12 protein-coding genes are annotated in these 18,355 nt (G+C 75.0%); 6 read left to right on the forward strand and 6 right to left on the reverse strand.

Going from position 1 to position 18,355, the window contains the following annotated elements:
* Positions 1–56: 56 nt before the first annotated feature.
* The 6 genes from WMF20_RS03445 to WMF20_RS03470 all read right to left on the reverse strand — a co-directional run bounded on the left by WMF20_RS03445 (position 57) and on the right by WMF20_RS03470 (position 9,877).
* Positions 57–2,105, reverse strand: a complete 2,049-nt coding sequence (locus WMF20_RS03445) for an alpha/beta hydrolase (RefSeq protein WP_437610643.1) — start codon at positions 2,103–2,105, stop codon at positions 57–59.
* A 37-nt stretch (positions 2,106–2,142) separates the two neighbouring features.
* A complete protein-coding gene (locus WMF20_RS03450; RefSeq protein WP_129572994.1) occupies positions 2,143–3,183 on the reverse strand; it encodes a hypothetical protein in 1,041 nt (346 codons plus the stop codon).
* Positions 3,176–4,405, reverse strand: a complete 1,230-nt coding sequence (gene tyrS / locus WMF20_RS03455; protein ID WP_437610645.1) for a tyrosine--tRNA ligase — start codon at positions 4,403–4,405, stop codon at positions 3,176–3,178. Before tyrS ends, WMF20_RS03450 begins: the two co-directional genes overlap by 8 nt.
* 173 nt (positions 4,406–4,578) lie before the next feature.
* Positions 4,579–4,923 carry an HU family DNA-binding protein gene (locus WMF20_RS03460; RefSeq protein WP_437610647.1) on the reverse strand — a complete coding sequence of 115 codons (345 nt, stop codon included), beginning with the start codon at positions 4,921–4,923 and terminating at the stop codon, positions 4,579–4,581.
* A gap of 135 nt (positions 4,924–5,058) precedes the next feature.
* On the reverse strand, positions 5,059–7,575 hold the full coding sequence (locus tag WMF20_RS03465) for a hypothetical protein (protein ID WP_437610649.1): 2,517 nt from the start codon (positions 7,573–7,575) through the stop codon (positions 5,059–5,061).
* Between the two features lies 1 nt (position 7,576).
* The gene (locus WMF20_RS03470; protein ID WP_437610651.1) at positions 7,577–9,877 is read right to left on the reverse strand and encodes a hypothetical protein; all 2,301 of its coding nucleotides are present in this window, start codon (positions 9,875–9,877) and stop codon (positions 7,577–7,579) included.
* 513 nt (positions 9,878–10,390) lie between these two features.
* Here WMF20_RS03470 and WMF20_RS03475 point away from each other — a divergent pair.
* The 6 genes from WMF20_RS03475 to WMF20_RS03500 all read left to right on the forward strand — a co-directional run bounded on the left by WMF20_RS03475 (position 10,391) and on the right by WMF20_RS03500 (position 18,195).
* Positions 10,391–10,492: a peptidylprolyl isomerase gene (locus WMF20_RS03475; RefSeq protein ID WP_165373769.1), complete on the forward strand. Its 102-nt coding sequence runs from the start codon at positions 10,391–10,393 to the stop codon at positions 10,490–10,492.
* Between the two features lie 38 nt (positions 10,493–10,530).
* Positions 10,531–10,800 carry a hypothetical protein gene (locus WMF20_RS03480; RefSeq protein ID WP_129572999.1) on the forward strand — a complete coding sequence of 90 codons (270 nt, stop codon included), beginning with the start codon at positions 10,531–10,533 and terminating at the stop codon, positions 10,798–10,800.
* A gap of 462 nt (positions 10,801–11,262) precedes the next feature.
* Positions 11,263–13,425 (forward strand): GAF domain-containing protein, encoded by a 2,163-nt coding sequence (locus WMF20_RS03485; RefSeq protein ID WP_437610654.1) that lies wholly within the window; start codon positions 11,263–11,265, stop codon positions 13,423–13,425.
* Positions 13,426–13,437: 12 nt separating this feature from the next.
* The gene (locus WMF20_RS03490) at positions 13,438–15,129 is read left to right on the forward strand and encodes a sensor histidine kinase (protein WP_437610656.1); all 1,692 of its coding nucleotides are present in this window, start codon (positions 13,438–13,440) and stop codon (positions 15,127–15,129) included.
* Between the two features lie 35 nt (positions 15,130–15,164).
* On the forward strand, positions 15,165–16,172 hold the full coding sequence (locus WMF20_RS03495) for a TIGR02757 family protein (RefSeq protein WP_437610658.1): 1,008 nt from the start codon (positions 15,165–15,167) through the stop codon (positions 16,170–16,172).
* Between the two features lie 823 nt (positions 16,173–16,995).
* A complete protein-coding gene (locus WMF20_RS03500) occupies positions 16,996–18,195 on the forward strand; it encodes an alpha/beta fold hydrolase (protein WP_437610660.1) in 1,200 nt (399 codons plus the stop codon).
* The last annotated feature ends 160 nt before the right edge of the window (positions 18,196–18,355 follow it).

An 18,355-nucleotide genomic window follows, 5' to 3' on the forward strand; every position in this document is an offset into this window, starting at 1 on the left:
TCCACGAGGAGCGGCGGCGCCGGCGGCGGCGCCGGCGGCGCGCCGCGCGGCCAGCCCTAGAGTCCAGCGCCGCGGCCAGCGGTCTCCGCGCTCACCGGGATCTCCCTCGCTTCGAGCCCCTCGAGCGACTCCTTGCCCGAGAGCGCGTCGAGGCACCGCCGCGCATCCCGGAGATAGCCGCTGAAGAACGCGGCGAGGTAGCCCATCGCGATCGCCTGCTGCTCGCGGCGCGGGAGCTCGGCAGGGCCGTCGAGCGGCTCGGCGAGGCCGAGCGACGTCGTGTAGCCGAAGTGGCTCGCGCCCGGCAGGGTCACGAGGTGCTTGGGCGCACGCGCGCGGCCGTAGAGCGTCGCCGGGACCGAGGCGGAGATCGGATCCGCGGTGCCGCGGACGACGAGCACCGGGCGAGGCGCGAGCGCGTCGATGGGCGGGGATCCCTCCGGCTCGCCCGCCGGCGCGAGCAGCGCGAGGGCGCGGACATGGAACGGGCACGCGGGATCGAGCGCCAGCGCGAGGGCGGCCTGCGCGCCGAGCCCGTGGCCGAGGGCGCCCACGTGGTCGAAGTCGGCCAGGAGCGGGCCTCGCGAGCCGGCCCGGAGGTGCGCGAGCGCGTCCCGGAGGACCGCGGCGCGGCGCAGCGGCGCGTCGTCCGGGGCGAGCCACGAGAGATCGGGCGCGATGACGACGAAGCCCCAGCGCGCGAGGTGCGCCATGACGCCCGCGAGCTGGCGATAATCCTGGCCGATGCCGGCCGGCGACCCAGCACCAGCGGTGACGGAGCTCGTGGGGAGGCGTCGCTCGTGGGCGATCGCGATGACCGGGAACGGACCTCCCGGCGAGAGCGGCGCCTCCTCGCCGTCCGCCGACGCGGGGTAGTAGAGCAGCGCGGCGCCCTGCGCAGGGCAGCGGTAGAGGGCGCCCTGGAACGGCCAGGTGTCGGGGTAGCGGGCGTCCTCCGACAGCGAGAGCGCGCCGATGCGCCGGAACCCCGCTCGGTGCGGCCCGGCGCGCAGCTGCGGCGCAGCGCTGGCGGGGCGCGGCGCTGCGGGGGCGGGGGCGGGCGAGGGCGGCTGCGGCGCCGCGGCCGCGGGCGGCTGCGGCGTCGCGGACGCGGGCGGCTGCGGGGCCGCAGACGCCGGCGGCTCCGGCCCAGCCGGAGAGGGCGCGTCCGCCGCAGCGAGCCCGCTGCGGAGCACCGCGCGCCGCGACCAGAGCTCGCCGTCGCGCGCAAGGTGGACGATCTGCCCCTCGGCGCGCACGGCGAGCTCTATCCGCGCGAGCGGGCGGCTCTCGATGACGGACACCGCCTCACACCGGCCCAGCGCGGTGGCGAACACCGTCGGCCCGCGGAAGCGCGCGCCCGGGGCGCCGTCGCCGCGACGCCACCACGCGAGCCCCACGCCCGCGAGCGGCGCGAACAGCTCGAGCGCGCCCTCTCCGCCGGGCGCGCTCCGGAAGAGCGCCGGCGTCCCCCGGACCCCGGAGACCACCTCCTCGGGACCCTGCCACGCAGCCCCGGGAGGGCGCCGGAACATCACGAGGCGATCGCCGATGCGCGCGATCACCTCGAGATCGCCCGGCGCGCCGGGCGCGCCGGCGCCGCGCTGGACCATCGCGACCGCCTCGAACCGCCCGAGCTCCGCGCCGAAGATCGCCGGGCCGTGCCAGCCGAGCTCCGCGGTGTCGTTGTCGCGGTGGTAGTGCGCGATCCCGCCGCGCGCGTGCGGCACCACGAGCTCGAAGTTCCCCCGGCCGCCGGAGGCGCCCTGGATCAGGGCGGGGTCGCCGGCCGCGCCCTCCGCGAAGAAGCGCGGCGCGCTCCACGACGGCTCGCGCGCGGGCGCGCACCAGAGCGCGGCCAGCCGATCCCCGGCGCGCACCACCGCCTCGAGGTGGCCCGGATCGCCGAAGTTGCTCTGGATGAGCGCCACCGCGCCGACCGGGCCGAGGTCCGCGGCGAACGTCGCCGCGTGGCGCCACGGCCCGGCGGCGTCCTCGCGGCGGTGGTGCTCGACGCCGAACGGCGCCCCGGCGGCGGGCACGACGAGCTCGAGCGTGCCGCGCGAGGCGCATTGCAGGAAGTAGCCGCTGGTCGTGGTGGGCATGGCTCCGATGAGGTTTACCGGCGAGGCGCGGCCGCGCCTATCGAAGCATCTCCTCGACCTTCGCGCCCGTCGCCGCGGCCAGCCCCCGGGCGAGCGCGCGCGGGTCCAGCTCGACGGCGACGGCCACCGCGTCGTCCGCGTGCGTCGCGAGCGGCGGCTCGACCGGCGCGTCGAGCCCGAGCAGGTGGCCGAACGAGCCGTGCGCGAGCTCCTCCCACGCCGCGAGCAGCTCTTCCGAGGCGGCCGCGCCGCTCGTCGAGAAATCGCCCGCCACCGCGATCGCGAGCGCGATGCCCTCGCGCGCGCTCGGCCTCGCGGCCGCGCCCACGGCCGTCGCCGCCGCGAGCAGGCCGCGCGCGCCGCGGGCGAGCTCCCCGTCGAACGGGCCCGGCGCGAACGCGCGCGCGGGCGCCGGGCCGAAGCGGGCCGCGAGCGCCGCGAGCGGGCCCTCCGACAGCGCCGTCGGCGAGCGCTTCAGGCGGCCGAGCGCGTACAGCGACGCCACCCGCGCCGGCCCGCGCTGCGGGCTGCCGCCGTCCTGCACGCCGACCACGTCCTCGCCGAGGAGCACCAGCGCGTGCGGCGCCGTGCCGATGTCGCCCATCACGCGCACGACGTCCGGGCGATCGAGCGCCCGCCGCTCCTTGCCCGTGAGCCTCTGTCGGAAGAGGCGCTCGATGGTCCGGGGATCGCCGCTGTGACGCGCCACGTAGAACCTGGCCTCGCCCGACGCGCCCGCGTACGACGCGATCGCGGCCTCGCGCACTTGCCGCAGGTCGATGCCGGTCGCGCGAGCGTGCCGGGCCAGGTTCTCCTCGGGCGCCACGAGCGCGATCGAGGGGATGAGCCACGGCACGGTCGCGATCTCGCGGGGCCGGACCAGGACGAGCCACCGGAGCCCCGCCTGCGGCAAGAGGCGCGTGAGGTCCGCCGTGCCGAGGGGCGGCAGCGGCGGGCCCGGCCGAGCGGGCGGCCGCGGCGCGCCGCCGCACGACGGCAGCGCGAGGCCGAGGACGCAGCCCAGGACGCCGCCGAGCGCGCCGCGGCGGCCGAGCCCCCGCCCGGGCGCGTCAGCCAACGACGAGGTAGGCGAAGCGGCGGTTCTTCGAGCCGACGCGGACCAGAAATCGCTTCCCACGCTCGAGCTTGAGCTGGTCGTCCTTGATCACCTCGCCGTCGAGGTGCACCGCGCCGCCCTTCACGAGGCGGAGCGCCTCGGAGGTCGACTTGGCGAGCCCGGCCAGCGCGAGCGCCTTGCCGATGGGGATCGCGTCGCGGTCGCTCGCGACGTGGAGCTCCTCGACGACCTCGGGCAGGCCGCCGGCCGCGACGCTGCGGCGCCGCTCGAGGGCGGCGCGCGCGTCGTCGGCCGAGTGGAAGCGGGCGACGATCTCCTGCGCGAAGAGCTCCTTCACCGCGATGACGCTCTCCTCGCCGCGCACGACCGCCTCCCGCAGGCGGGCGACCTCCTCGGGCGGGCGCGACGACAGGAGCTCCATGTAGCGCCAGATGACCCCGTCATCGACGAGCATCAGCTTCTGCAGCATGTCGAACGGCGGCTCGGTGATGCCGACGTAGTTGTCCGCGCTCTTCGACATCTTCGGGCCCACGACCTTGCCGTCCTCGATTCGCGCGTTCGTGCCCTCGAGGAGCGGCATCGTCATCACCATCTGGGCGCGCTTGCCGTAGCGGGGCATGAGGTCGCGCGCCACGAGCAGGTTGAAGAGCTGATCGGTGCCGCCGAGCTCGATGTCGGCCTCGAGCTCGACCGAGTCGTAGGCCTGGAGGAGCGGGTACATGAACTCGTGCACGTAGATGGGCCGCGCCTCCTCGTAGCGCTTCTTGAAGTCGTCGCGCTCGAGCATGCGGGCCACGGTGTACTTCGCGCAGAGCTCGATCATCTGCGTCGGATCGAGCTTGTTGAGCCACTCGGAGTTGTAGCGGACCACGGTCTTGTTCCGGTCGAGGACCTTGAACGCCTGCGCCTGGTAGGTCTCGGCCGCGGCGACGACCTCCTCGCGCGAGAGCCGCGGGCGCAGCTCGTTCTTGCCGGTCGGATCGCCGACCATCGCCGTGAAGTCGCCGACCACGAAGATGACGGCGTGCCCGAAGTCCTGGAACTCCCGCATCTTCTGCATGACCACCGTGTGGCCGAGGTGGAGGTCGGGGCGGGTCGGGTCGAAGCCGGCCTTGACGCGCAGCGGCTTGCCCTCGCGGAGCCGCTCCTCGAGCTCGGCGCGGACATGGAGGTCGACGGCACCCTTGCAGAGAATCTCGAGCTGACGTTCGGCGGGGACCATGGGGCCCCGCTTCTACCGCGCAGCGGAACTGCCCGCCAGGGGGGCGAGCGTGTCCCGCCGCGCGCGGCGCACGGCCCGCGTCGACATCGACGTCGCCGACATCGACGACGTCGCGGGCGTGCGCGGGCGCGTCACGCCGCCGGCGATATCATGGGCGTCGCCGGCGCGTCGCCTCATTCGTCGTCGGCGTCCTCGTCCTCGTCGTCCTCGTCGTCGTCATCGCCCGAGATGGCGTATGCGCGGCTCGCGTTGACGAGCTCCTTGAGCTCCTTGCCGACCTTGAAGAACGGGAGCCGCTTGGCGGGCACGGGCACGGGCTGGCCCGTGCGAGGGTTCCTGCCGCTGTACGGCTTGTAAGGCCTGACCGTGAAGCTGCCGAAGCCGCGGATCTCGATGCCCTCGTTGCGCTGGAGCGCCTGCGTCATCGCGTCGAAGACGCAGTTCACCACGAGCTCGGCTCGAGCCTTGGTGAGCTCTCCCCGTCCCGCGATCGCGTCGATGAGCTCGCTTTTCGTCATTGGTCCACCTCCCCCACCCGAGCGGACCGCCGCCGGCGCCCGACTTGCCGCTTTCCACCGCAGGGCTCCGGGAGATGCGCCGGTCCAGGAGCCGCATGACAACAGAATCCTATGAAAAGCTCGCATGTTACGGGACTAGCGGTCAACCGAATTCCCGCCCGCGACCGCGACCGCGTCGAGCGCAAAGAGGCCTCCGGCCGCGGGGCCGCCCGGGCCTCCCGGAGCGCTCTCAGCGGCGGTCCCGACGCGGATCCGCGCGGCATTCGCGGCCGTCGGCGCGGCGGCGCCGGCCTCGTCGCGCGGGGCCTCGCGCGCGTCCCGCCGCAACTTTCCGTGCTGGCGCGCATTCGCGCGCGCGATGGAGAGCTCGATTCCGACGGCGTCCTCGGGGATCGGGTGGGGCGGGAGCTCGGCGCAGGTGAGCGGCGCGCCGGGGGCGCCCGGCGCGGCGGGCTCGACCCGCCAGACGTGGATCGGGGCGCCGTCGACGGCGAGGACCAGCTCGCCCGCGCCGTCGCCCGAGACCGCCACGCGCGGGCTGATCCGGGCGCCGCGGAGCCACGGGGCGGGCAGGCCGACCCGGACGACGGCCTCGCCGCTCGCCGCCGCGTGCACGGCGAGGAGGCGCCCCCCGGACGCGCACGTGCCGCCGGCGTGCTCGGGCGCCGCCCAGGCGCCGCGCTGGGCGCGCGGCGGCCACAGCGACTCGCCCTCGATGAGGGCCTCGCGGGGCGGGGCGGCGTCGAAGGCGAGCGGCGCGAGCGAGACCGAGGCGAGGCCGCCGCCGTCCGGGATCGCGAAGCGGTAGCGGTAGGCTGGGGGGCGGCCGCGGGCCTCCCACGCCATCCGGTCGATCGCGTCGCCGCGGTAGCGCAGCACCGCGACGTCTCCAGGGGCGGGGTCGAAGCCGAGGTTGAAGCCGTGGTCCGTGTCGACGAACACGAGGCCGCGCGCGACGCCCGCGCGCGCGACGGCGGCGGGATCGAACATGGGCAGGCCGCCCTCGCGATCGCGGAGCGCGGCGTGGTCGAAGCCCGCGCGGAAGGCGAAGCCGGCGAGGGGGAGCGCCGCCGCGAAGAGCGCCGCTGGAACGAACGGCACCGGGAGGAGCGCGCGGAGCCGCCCCGCGAGGCCGCCGCGCGCGGCCGGCGATCCCGCGCGCTCCGCGATCGCGGCGCAGGCGAGGGCGGCGAGGGCGTGCTCCACCGGCAGCACGTCGGCGAAGAAGCGAGCGCCGCCGCCGGGGTAGTTGCCGTCGAAATAGAAGGGGGCGTAGGCGGCGATCTGGAGGAGCGGCGCGATCGCGAGGGCGCGCGAGCGCGGCCGCCGGAGGGCGATCGCGGCGCCGGCGATCACGAGCAGCGAGAGCGGCTCGGCGTTGAGCGCGTCGACCAGGTGGAGCTTCAGGCGGCGCAGCGTCGTGCCGGCGGCGGCCAGAAAACCGTATTCTTCCGCGAGGTTGTGCCGGACGAAGTCGCCGTGCTCGAAGAGGCAGCCGACGCCTTCGCCGAAGCCGTAGCGGAAGCAGCCGGGCGGGCCGTCGGAGACGGCGTAGTAGGCGCCCTGCGACGACGCGAAGGCGCCCGTCGCGGCGCGCTGGTGCGCGGCGAGCAGCGCGAGGCCGGGGACGGCGCCGATCGCGAGCGCCGCGGCGAGCCGCCCGAGCCGCGGCGACGGGCGCGGCGCGGCGTCGCGAGGGCCGGCCGCGGCGCTGCCCGGCGGGCGCTCCGGCAGCAGCGCCACGAGGAGCGCCGCGGCGAGGGCGAGCGCGCTCGGCGGGCGCGTGGCCGCGAGCCAGCCGGCCGCGACGCCCGCGAGCGCGGCGGCGCGGACGGCGGGATCGCGCCACCAGCGCGGCGCGCCCGCCGCGGCGGCGGCCTCGTCGAGCGCGCGGCGCGCCGACGCGAGCGCGACCGTGAAGCAGAGGGCCGCGAGCCCGTGCGACATCGTGTCGGCCGTGTGGTAGCGGAGCGCGGCGCAGAGCGCCGAGAAGAGCGCGGCGAGGAGCGGCGCGAGGGGGAGCCGCGCGCCGCTCCCGGCGGAGGCCGGGGCTGCCGGCGCGAACCGCGCGGCGAGGTCGTACGTGGCGAGGGTCAGCGCCGCGGCGAGCAGGGGACCGACCGCGAGCGGCGCGCCCGCGAGGAAGCCCAGCGCGAGGAGGGCGGGGTAGCCCGGGGGGAAGATGACCGCGACCTCGGCCGCGCCGCGCCGGGCCGCGTCGCCGGCGGCGTCGCTGCGGACGAGGAAGCGGCCGAGCACGGAGGCCTCGGGCTCGCCGAGCGGCCACGCGAGGTGCCCGGCGGCCATGGCGCGGGCCTCGAGCCAGTAGCTCGTCGCGTCGATGATCCGGGGGCCGCCCCGCAGGTAGACCGCGACGTACGCGGCCGAGATCAGCGCCGCGGCGAGCCCGAGGGCCGCCGCGACGGCGACGCCGCGGGGCGCGCCGGGGCGCGCCGCGGGGCCGGGCGGTGCGGGGCCGGGGCGCGGCGGTGGATCGAGGCCCGCGGCGCCGGGGCGCGGGGGCGCGGGGCCGGGGCGCGCGGCGGCGGACGAGCGGCCGCGGCGGAGGAGCCAGGCGCCGGCGAGCAGCGCGGCGAGGGAGAGCGCGAGCGCGATCCACTGCGCGGGATCGCGGGGCAGGCCGGCGCGCACGTCACGGCCCGGCGAGCGGGCGCGCCTCGAAGCGCGCGGCGCGCTCGAGGACCCAGACGTGGTGATCGACCCACTCTCCCTCGACCGGCGTGAGCGCGAGCGTGAACGTCTCGGGCAGCCCTTCGGGCAGGTCGATCGACGCCTCGGTCCAGCCGGCGCTCTCGCGGACGGCGAGGTGGCCGAGCTCGCGGCCGTCCGCGGTCACGCGGATCTTGGCGGGGCGGGACGCGGCGGTGCGGACCACGAGCCGGCCCGGGCCTCCGCGCGGGGCGCGCAGGCGGGCCGTCTCGCTCTTGCCGCCCGGGATGACGCGCCCCGCGTCGAACCGATCGCGCCCGGATCCGCGCGGATCCGGCAGCACGCTGAAGCTGACGAAGCCGGCCTGCGGCCGCGGGAAGGCGTAGCCGTGCTCCCGCTCGCTCACGAGGTCGGCGACGTCGAGCTCGTCGAGCACCTGCTCGCCGGCGCGCATCGACGCGGGCGGCTCGCCGTGCGCGAGCGGGCTCCAGTCGGCCTGGTAGATGACCTTCTCGGCGCCGCCGCAGATGACGTTCCCGACGACGGGGATCCCGACGATCCGCTTGCCGAAGATGGCCGGGAGCTCGCCCCACCAGGTCGGGTAGATGGCCAGCGCGTCGGGCCGGTCGTCGGCGGGGATGCGCTCGATGAGCTCCAGCGACGCGCCGAGGCCGTGGACGCCCGCGCGCGCGAACGGGAGGTCGTGGTAGCCGCCGAGCCCGATGAGGTCGAGCCCGGGCCGGTCCGACGCGTAGAGGAGCGCGCCCGCGTCGCCGACGAGGACGCGGCGCACGTCGAGCTGCGCGAGGACCTTGCCGGCGACGAGGTGCTGATCGCGGATGTTGCGGCTCGCGCGGCCGAAGAACCAGATCTGGTCGCGCATCCTGGGCAGCTGGTGGACCCAGAAGAGCGCGGCGAGCGCGAGCGCGAGCGCGACGCGCGCGGCCCAGAGGCCGCGGCCCGCGAGGCCGAGGCGGGCCGCGAGGCCGCCGGGAGCGCCGCCGTCGGGCGCGGCCCACGCGGCGCGCGCGACGAGCAGCGCGAGCCCCATCGCCGCGAGCACAAGCAGCCAGGCGACCGCGGGCATCGTGTAGCGCTCGTTCTGCCAGCGCACCTGGCCGTTCAGGGCGACGAGCGCGAGCCAGCCGGCGACCTGGACCCAGAGCAGCGCCGCGATCCCGCGCGTCCGGCGCGAGGCGAGGGGGACGAGCGCGAGGGCGGGGACGAGCCAACCCCAGGGGAGGGCGTCCGAGAAGTGGTGGTTGGCGTTGCGGGCGATGACGTAGCGGACGAGGAACTCGTAGGTGTCCCACTTTTCCTGGGACGTCATGTACGGGTTGTTCAGCGCGAGCTTGGCGATGGCGCCGCTCGCGGACCACTCCCCGGTGAACACGCGGTTGGCGACCGCCTGGGCGACGCACGCGATCGCGCCGGGCACCGACATCCGGAGCAGCGTCGCGATCGCGGCGCGCGCGCCGCGGGCCCGCCCCACGGCCGCGGCCGCGTACACGCTCAGGGCCGCGACGCAGACGACCGACTCCGGCCGGGTGGCGTAGAGGAGCGCCCCGGCGAGGCCGGCGAGCCAGCCGAGGCGGGCGAGGCGCTCCGGCGGCGCGGCGGCCGCGCCGGCGACCGAGAGCGCGACGAGGGTGGCGAGGGCCCAGACGCCGAGGTGGAAGGCGTTCTCCATCCCGCTGAACAGCGACCAGTCGAGCGCGCCGATGGAGAGCGCCACGGGCGGCAGCAGGTACTTCGCCCAGCGCCCGATCGGCTCGAGGAGCCGCGCGCCGACGAGCAGGAAGCCGAGCGTCGAGGCGCAGGCGACGATCGCCGCCCACTGCATCAGCAGGAGGCCGCGGAAGCCGACGAGGTAGCCGAGCGCGAGGACGAACGGATAGCTCAGGCTGGTGTTCCCGCTCGAGAAGCCGTTGCCCTCGGACCATTCGAACGGGTATCCGCGCGCCGCGGCGCGGGCGTAGTCGAAGTGGATGAACACGTCATCGAGCGGCGCCGACCACATGCCGCCCGTCTGCTCGTGCATCGCGCGGTAGAACGCGGCGGCGGCGTAGAGCACGCACGCGCCCGCGTAGACGGCGAACAGGACCGGATCGAGGCGCGGCCAGGCGGCGACCACGCGATCGGGCCAGCCCGGGGGCGCTGCCGGACCGGCGCCCTGCGAGGCCGCGGCGTTCGTGTCGCCAGGGGAGACGCTGCTCGGCCGAGACGGAGGCGCAGCTCCTCCGGGCGGCGCGGAGGACACGGGTTCGGCGCTGGACGGTGACACGCGGCTCTTTTACACGACTTTCGCGCGGCCCGAGCCCGCGGAGCCCGGTCCGCGAGGGGCGCCGGCGCGGGGGAGGGGCGGGCAGACGGGTGAACGCCCGCAGCCCACGGCTCTGTCCAGCACGTTTGCAAGCGGCCGCTTCAGGATTGAAAGGCGTAAGCCATTTTCATGGGGAAAGTGCCCGAAAACGAGAAAGATGTACCTTGGCCCGCCTCCTGCTTAGGGCAGAGGCCAGAGCGCCCGTGACGGTCTCCCCCCCCCGGCCGTCGAATGGGCGCTCTGTTTTTTTGTGCTGGTGACCCCCGGCGCGACGCGGACCGATGCGCCGGATCGCGGTGCGGCGCGGGCCGATGGCGCAGGCGACCCGAGCCGCTCACCGCCTGCGGGCACGGCGCCACCGGCGGCCTCGCGCCCGCAGGCGGTCGATCTTGCGATCCCCGCCGCGGCGCCGGCCCACGCTGCGGCGCCCGAGCCGGAGGCCGGCGCCGCCGTGCCCGTCACCCGCGCGCATCCGTGGTGGAGTTCGAGCAGGCGCTGGAGAAGGTCGCTGTCGGCTCGCTGAGCGGGGCCGTGGAGACGGCGTTCGGCTTCCACATCATCCTGCGGACGCGATAGTGAGCGTGGCGGGCCCTCCGGGGTGGATCAGCGCACGAGTGGAGTTGCAGCGTCGAGCATCACAGATCGTCCCCTGGGTCGGGATCGCCGTCCACCTGGTGATCGGCCCGGCTTACGCGTTCGCCGGTCTCCTCGCGCCGCCTTGGGCGGTCGCGACGCTCTGGGGGATCTGGATTGCGCTGCTCGTGATGGCCATTCGGGCGCGGCGCAGCCGCCCGTGGCTCGCAGCGGCGACCCCGTTGATCTCGGCGGCCCTGTGGCTCGGCCTGCTCACCCTCGGCGAACGGCTGCTCGGCTGGACGGCCTGAGCCCGCCCCGAGGGCCGCAGGCGCCGGCGCGGCCGGCGCCGCGCTCGCGCGCCTCTCGCGAGCGGACGTGCGACGCGGCTCCCGCTTCCAGACAGCACAGCGGATGACCGGACAGCGCGGCGGATCACCTGGAGGCGACCGAGGCCGAGTGGCCCCTTCCATCGCACGATACCGCCGGCGGCGCGACAGCCGGGATCTCCCGCCTCTACAGGAATACCCGGCGGCCGTTCAGTGGCCGAGCGAATTCGGCTGCGGCGCCTCGCCGTGCGCGGGTGACTTCAGGACAGGGCGGATATTCCCTGCCGGTCGGCGGTTGAGAATATTTCGGACCCTGCGCCAAAGGCGCCCGCGCGCTCTCCGTGCGGTCTGCGCGTTGACCCCTCTCGCGCGCGTCGAGTAGAACGATGTTCGCGCCAGAGCGCGCGACCCAGTCAGCGCCAGCGCGGATTGGAACCGCAAACGATGCGTTGGTTCGTCGAGATCTCGTCATTGGGCCAGAACGCGCCGCCGACCAGGAAGGTGTGCGTCGAGGCCCCGCAGTGGCAGCCCGCGCTGCAGAAGGCCCGGGCGCTCCGCGGCGATGGCGGGCCGCTCAACAATTTCTCCGTGGACCTGCTCGAGAGCGGCTACCGAGCGATCGATCCGGCGACGCGCGTGCGGTACGTCGTGCAGCGCGCGCCGGACGACGCGGCGCTGACCGACGGGTCGGACCCTCCGGCGGGCGCGCCGCCGGCCGGCGCAGCGTCTCCCAGGCCCGCCGACCCGGCGGGGGCTCGTCTGCCGGGGAAACGGCCGGTGGCGGCCACGGTCCCGTTCATCTCGATGGGGACCGCGCTCCTCGTGTCGGAGCCTGCGGCCGCGGCGGCGCAGGCGGCCAAAGGCGGCGACGCGGCGGAGCGGGACGCCGCGGTGGAGCGGGGCGCCGCGCCGAAGCGGGACGCCGCGGCGGAGCGGGGCGCCGCGGCGGAGCGGGGCGCCGCGGCGGAGCTGGGCGCCGCGGCGGAGCGGGGCGTCGCGCCGGAGCCGAGCGCGCTGCCGCCGTTCGAGCTCGTGTCGCAGCGCGAGGAGAACCCGTCCGAGCGCTCGCCGCTCACGTACCGAGAGCTCGTCTATGCGGTCCCGACGGGCACCCCGCGCGATCTCGTCAGCGCATTGCTGCTCGACCGGCTCGAGAAGGCACGGCAGCTCATCGACGACGCGCGTCCGGGCAAGTTCATCCATCTCGCGGTGTTCGATCACGTCTTCCGCGGCCGGCCTCAGCGCGGTCCGCTCGCGACCCTCGCCTGGAAGGACTGGCGCTCCGCGGAGCCCGAGATCCAGTTCCGCCCGCGCACCGGCGCCACCTCGCCGCCGCCGGCCGCCGCGCCGCCGGCCGCCGCGCTGCCGACCGAGGGGTCTCTGCTGGCCGCCGCGCTGCCGACCGAGGGGTCTCTGCTGGTCGCCGCGCCGCCCGCCGAAGCGTCGCGGGCGGCCGACGTATCGTCGGCGTCCGCTGCGCCGCCGGCCGACGTGTCGCCCCCTGCCGCCGCGCCGCCGGCCGCCGCACCACCGGACGATGCGTCGCCTTCGGCCGTCGCGCCGCCGGTCGCCACGCCATCGGTCGAGGGCTCGCCCTCGGCCGACGCGTCGCCTTCCGCCGCAGCGCCGCTGGCCGACGCGTCGCCCTCTGCCGCTGCGCCTGCTGCCGACACATCGCCCTCTGCCGCCGCACCGCCGGCCGACGCGTCGCCCTCTGCCGCTGCGCCTGCTGCCGACACATCGCCCTCTGCCGCCGCACCGCCGGCCGACGCGTCGCCCTCCGCCGCTGCGCCTGCTGCCGACGCATCGCCCTCTGCCGCCGCACCGCCGGCCGACGCGTCGCCCTCTGCCGACGCGTCGCCTTCCGCCGCTGCGCCGCCGGCCGACGCGTCGCCCTCTGCCGCTGCGCCGCTGGCCGACGCGTCGCCCTCTGCCGCCGCGCCGCCCGGCGCGCCGAGCGCGCTGCCTCGGCCCGAGGCCGCTCCGGCGTCGGCCGAGATCCCCGCGCCCACGCCGAGCCAGCCGCCGCGGAGGCGCTCCTCCTTCCCGCCGAGGAACGGGCGCCTCTCCGGCGACGACCTCATCGCCGAGCTGTTCGAGGCGTGCAGCGACCTGCATTTCCTCCAGGACACGCTCGCGGGCGCCGACTTCATCCTCGCGCTCACGCTCGACAAGATCCCGTGCGCCCTCGGGCTCGTGTCGCTGTTCGACATCAACCGGCGCGAGTTCGTCGTCGTCCGGCAGTACGGCGGCAAGAGCGCGCTCCTCGCCAGGCTGTCCGAGCGCGCGCCGCTCGCCCTCGCCGCCATGCGGTCCAGGCGCGCCGTCGTGGTGCCCGACGCGTCCAGGGACGAGCGCGCCGTCGACGACCGGTGGAACGCGATCGGCGTCGAGCTCCGGAGCGTCATCTGCGCGCCCGTGGAGATCGCGGGCCGCTACCTCGGCCTCCTCGAGATCGGCAACCCCCTCGACGGCAAGCCGTTCTCCGAGAGCGACGGCAACGCGCTCACCTACATCGGCCAGCAGTTCGCGGAGTTCGTCGGGGCCCGCGGCGTGGTCCTCGACCCCGGCCTCGTGACCGCGGGGGCGAAGAAGGCCGCCCGCTAGCGGAGCCCAGCGATGGACCTCCTCCCCTCGGTCGGGCAGCGCCATCGCGTCCCGTACTTCGCCCTCGTCCCCGCCATCGTCGTCGCCGTGCTCGTCCTCGGCGGGATCGCCCTGCGCACCACGCTGCAGATCGAGAAGGCCCGCCAGCAGACCGTCTTCGACGCGACCCTCACCCTCGCCGACGAGCGCGTCGACCGCCTCGACAAGCTGATCATCGCGCAGGACAACGTCGTCGCCGCGCACGTCGACGTGGCGAACCTCTCGGTCATCGCGCGGAGGTGGCTCCCCACCGCGGCGCGCGAGACGCCGACCGTGCGCGCCATCCTGGTCCTCGACATGGACCACGAGGCCCACGACGTGCTCGCGTTCGCCTCGCGCGGCGCGTCCGGCCGGGAAGACGACGCCTTCCGCAAGCTCCTGCTCGCCCGCCTCCTGCCCCAGATGAACTTCGGCGGCGACGCGGCCGAGCTGCGCCACCTCCACCACGTCATCGACCAGCAGAGCCTGCTCGTGAGCTACTGGCAGCGCGAGCACCAGGGGCGCCGGTTCCTCGTGGTCGCCTGGCACGAGGTGCCGCGCCTGGTCCACGAGGTGATGCCCCGGCTCTTCCGCGACCTCGATCGGGAGAAGAGCCGGATGAACGTCATCGACGAGGAGGGCCGCATCGTGTTCGGCCCGCCCATCATCGGCGGCGAGTTCACGGTCGGGCGCCCGTTCCCCACCACGCTCTACAACTGGCGCCTCCAGATGGCGCTCACCACCGCCGAGGAGCTCGGCGAGAAGGTGGAGCGGCAGCGCCTCATCGAGATCCTGATGGTCGGCTTCTCGGCCCTGGTCGCCCTGGCCGGGCTCGCGATCGTGGTGCTCGCCTCCGTGAACGAGCGGCGGCTCGCGGCGCTGAAGAGCGACTTCGTCGCGAACGTGTCCCACGAGCTCAAGACGCCGCTCTCGCTGGTCCGCATGTTCGGCGAGCTCCTCCTCGGCGATCGCGTGCCCAACGACGAGAAGCGCCGTCAGTACCTGCAGATCATCGTGAGCGAGAGCGAGCGGCTCACCGCGCTCATCGAGAACGTCCTCGATTTCGCCCGGGTCGAGCGGGGCAAGGCCGCCTACGAGTTCGCGCGCGGGAGCGTCGCCGAGGTGGCCGCGCGCGCCGTCGACATGTACCGCTACCGCGCCGAGCGCGAGGAGATGACCGTCGAGCTGACGGTCGCCGACGGGCTGCCCGAGGCGCTCATCGACGCGCGCGCGCTCGAGCTCGCCATCGTGAACCTGCTCGACAACGCGCTCAAGTACGCGAAAGACGGCGGCCGCGTCGCCGTCGAGGTCGAGGTCGAGGGCGGGGGCAGTGGGCGCCTCGCCGCGCTGACGCAAAAGGCGAAGCGCGTCGCCATCCGGGTGAGCGACCGGGGGCCCGGCATCGATCCGGACGAGCAGAAGCACATCTTCGAGCGCTTCGCGCGCGGCCGGCGGGCGAGCGAGCGCCAGGTGCGCGGCAGCGGGATCGGGCTCGCGCTCGTGAAGCACATCGCCGAGAGCCACGGCGGCTCCGTGCGGGTCGAGAGCCCGGTCACCGAGGACGGGCGCGGCAGCGCCTTCGTCGTGTCGCTCCCGGCGCTCGAGCACGACGGCGAGGCGCCGGAGCGGACCGCGCGGGACGAGCCGCTCGCGGCCGACGCGGCGTCCGGCGCGGGGGCGACGTGAGGGCGCGCAGGCGTGACGGGCGCGGTGAGACGGCGGTGCGGCGGAGCGAGACGGCGGTGCGGCGGAGCGAGACGGCGGTGCGGCGGAGCGAGACGGCGGTGCGGCGGAGCGAGACGGCGGTGCGGCGGAGCGAGACGGCGGTGCGGCGGAGCGAGACGGCGGTGCGGCGGAGCGAGACGGCGCCCGGGCGGGACGCCGGGCGGAGCGCTGCCTTGCAGGCGGCGCTGGACGAGGTGCGCGCGCGGTGCGCCATCGAGGAGCGCCGCGCGCAGGACCCGGTCTCCTTCGTCCATCGCTACACCGATCCGGCCGATCAGGAGCTCGTGGCGCTCCTCGCCGCGTCGCTCGCCTTCGGCAACGTGAAGGCGCTGCGCGCCAAGATCGGCGAGGCGCTCGACCGGCTCGGCCCGCAGATCGCCCTCACCGCGGACGACGCCCGGGCCGTCTCGGCGCGCCTCCGCGGCTTCCGGCACCGCGTCTACCGCGACCGCGACCTCGCGGCGCTCCTCGTCGGCGCGCGGCGGGTGCAGCGCGCCTCGGGCTCGCTCGGCGCCGCCTTCGCGGCCGAGCTCTCGCGCAGCCGCGACCTGCGCCAGGCCCTCGGCGCCTGGGTGCGCGCGATCCGGCGCGCGGGCGGGCTCGACCGCCGCCCGGACGACCGGGGCGCGGCGCACATCCTCCCCGACCCCGAGAAGGGCAGCGCCACAAAGCGGCTCATGCTCCTCCTGCGATGGATGATCCGCCCCGCCGACGGCGTGGATCTCGGCCTGTGGCCGATACCGCCGTCCGCCCTCCTGATCCCCGTCGACACCCACATCCAGAAGCTCGGCTACAACATCGGCCTCACCGACCGCAGGGGAGCCACCTGGAAGACGGCCGAGGAGATCACCGCCGCCCTCCGCAGCTTCGATCCCGCCGACCCGGTCAAGTACGACTTCGCCCTCTGCCACCTCGGCATGCTCCAGCAGTGCCCGTCGCGACGCGATCCGGTCCGCTGCCAGGGGTGCGGCGTGAAGCCCGTCTGCCGCCACTGGGACGAGTGAGCACGCCGTACACAGTCATTTCGTCCAGGACAGCTGCAGGCCTTGCCACGGAAAACCTTTAAATCCTTCGAATTTGCACCGGATTTCAATTTTGTTTTGCAAGGATGCAACGACGGCGGTGGTTTCGCGCGATAACTGCATGAAATATGGTGGACGATAGGCCGGCACAAAGCCTGCTCTAAGGGTGGGCGAGCGCCGTCGCGGAGACCTTCCCCCCCCAGGTCCGCGAGGCGCTTTTTTCATTTTGTCTCAGTTTGTCTCAGTGGACGCCAGAGCTCGTCGGCTCGGCGTTGCCACCGGCGTGACACGAAGAGCGCCGCAGCGGAGCCCCCCCGAGCTCCGCTGCGGCGCCTTGATGTGTGCCCCCGTGCACCGGGGTGCTTACGGGACCCTTTCCACGTCTCTCCTCTCCGCGACGTGATGCGACCCGCATGCCACGTCCCGGGCCGGCCACGATGGAACCTTTGTGCACGCATGCAGCGAAGGCGTCACGCCGAGCCCTGTGGTCCCGGACACCCGCCGCCATCGCGACGCGAGGGGATGCGGCTCAAACCGGGCGGTCGCGACGTCCGTTTCCGTCGAGAGCAGTCGCTGAAGCGCGCTGTGGGATCGAAGCGGCGGAGTCGATGGGCCAGCGCTGTGTGACTTTCTCGCGCGCTGGTAGAAATGATCATGAAACATGGTGTTCCCATGGATTCATGATCATCCGGCGCCGTGCGCGGGTAAGCGGGCTCAGCGAGCGGCTGGCCCGCGCTCCGTCCGTGCGCCACTATTGCCGAGGGCGCTCGCATGCGGGAACGGCGCCAGCAGGTAGATTGGGCGTATGATCTGGACATTCGGGGCTTACCTCCTGGTCGCGCTGGCCCTCGTGGCGCTGGCAGCGGTCGGGCTGTGGGCCCACCTCTTCTACTGGGTCAAACGGCTGACCCTGCCGCTCGAGTACAGCGTCGAAGAGGTCCTGCGGACCGAGGACGGCGCCCCGATCGAGATCCGCCGCGTCCCGGTGCCGCCCGGCGCGGAAGCGCAGCCGGATCTGCCGCCGATCCTCCTGGTCCACGGGATCGCCGCGAACCACAGAAACCAGGACATCCACCCCGATTACTCGCTGGCCCGCCACCTCGCCACGCTCGGACGCGACGTGTGGCTGCTGACGTTGCGGAGCGGCCGCCTCCTCACCCGCCTCGAGCGCCGCGGCGTCCGCTTCTCGGCCATGGTCCGGTACGACCTGCCCTGCGCCTTCGACGCCATCCTGAAGCGCACCGGCGCCCGTTCGCTCGATTATGTCGGCTTCTCGATGGGCGGCATGCTCCTCTATGCCGCGCTCGGTCGCAGCGTGCCGGAGGATCGGGTGCGCCGGGTCGTCATCGTCGGCTCTCCGGGCCGCCTCTCCACGCCGGCGCGGCTCATGCGCTTTCTGCCGGGGCGGCTGCTCCCGGGCGTGCCGCTCCGCTTCATGGCACGCAGCGTCGCCTTCGCCTCGGAGTGGCTGCCGACGCCGATTCACCACGCCGTCGCCAATCCGCGCAACGTGCCTCCCGGCGTCACGCGGCTCGCGCTCGTCAACTGCATCGAGGACATCCCCGCTGCGCTGAACGCGGACTTCGCCGCCTGGCTGGCGAGCGACGGAGAGATCCGTGTGGACGGCGAGCGGGTCCTCGACGGCCTCGCGTCCGTCGCGGCGCCGGCGCTCTTCATCGCGGGCAGCGCCGACAGGATAGCCCCCGTCTCGTCGGTGCGCGCCGCGTTCGACGCGTGGGGGCGCGATCACCCGGAGACGCCGAAGCGGTTTCTCGTGCTCGGTCGTGACTTCGGGGCGCGGGAAGATTACGGCCACGGCGACCTCGCCGTGGGCGCCTATACCGGCGTCGAGCTCTTCGAGCCGATCGCCCGCTTCCTCGGCCCGGAGCGGCAGCCCGAAGACGCGCCGGGGCCCGAGACGGGCGCTACGGCGCTGGAGGCCGTCCAGGCGCGTCAACCCACCTCCGACCAGGCCGATCCGCTGCCGGATCTCCCGGCCGCGTGACGCGTGCGCCCCGCGCGGGCGTATCGCGCATTCCGTCGGACCGCCCCTCCGTGCGGGGCCCTACGCTCCATCTCACGAGCGCGCATCCGAGTGCGTGGAGGTCGAACGATCTCGAGTCGATGCGCGGTGATCCGTGATTGCAGAGCGAAAGCGAAGAGGC

The sequence above is a fragment of the Sorangium sp. So ce834 genome, from assembly GCF_051521425.1.
GTDB classification, from domain to species: domain Bacteria; phylum Myxococcota_A; class Polyangia; order Polyangiales; family Polyangiaceae; genus Sorangium; species Sorangium cellulosum_D.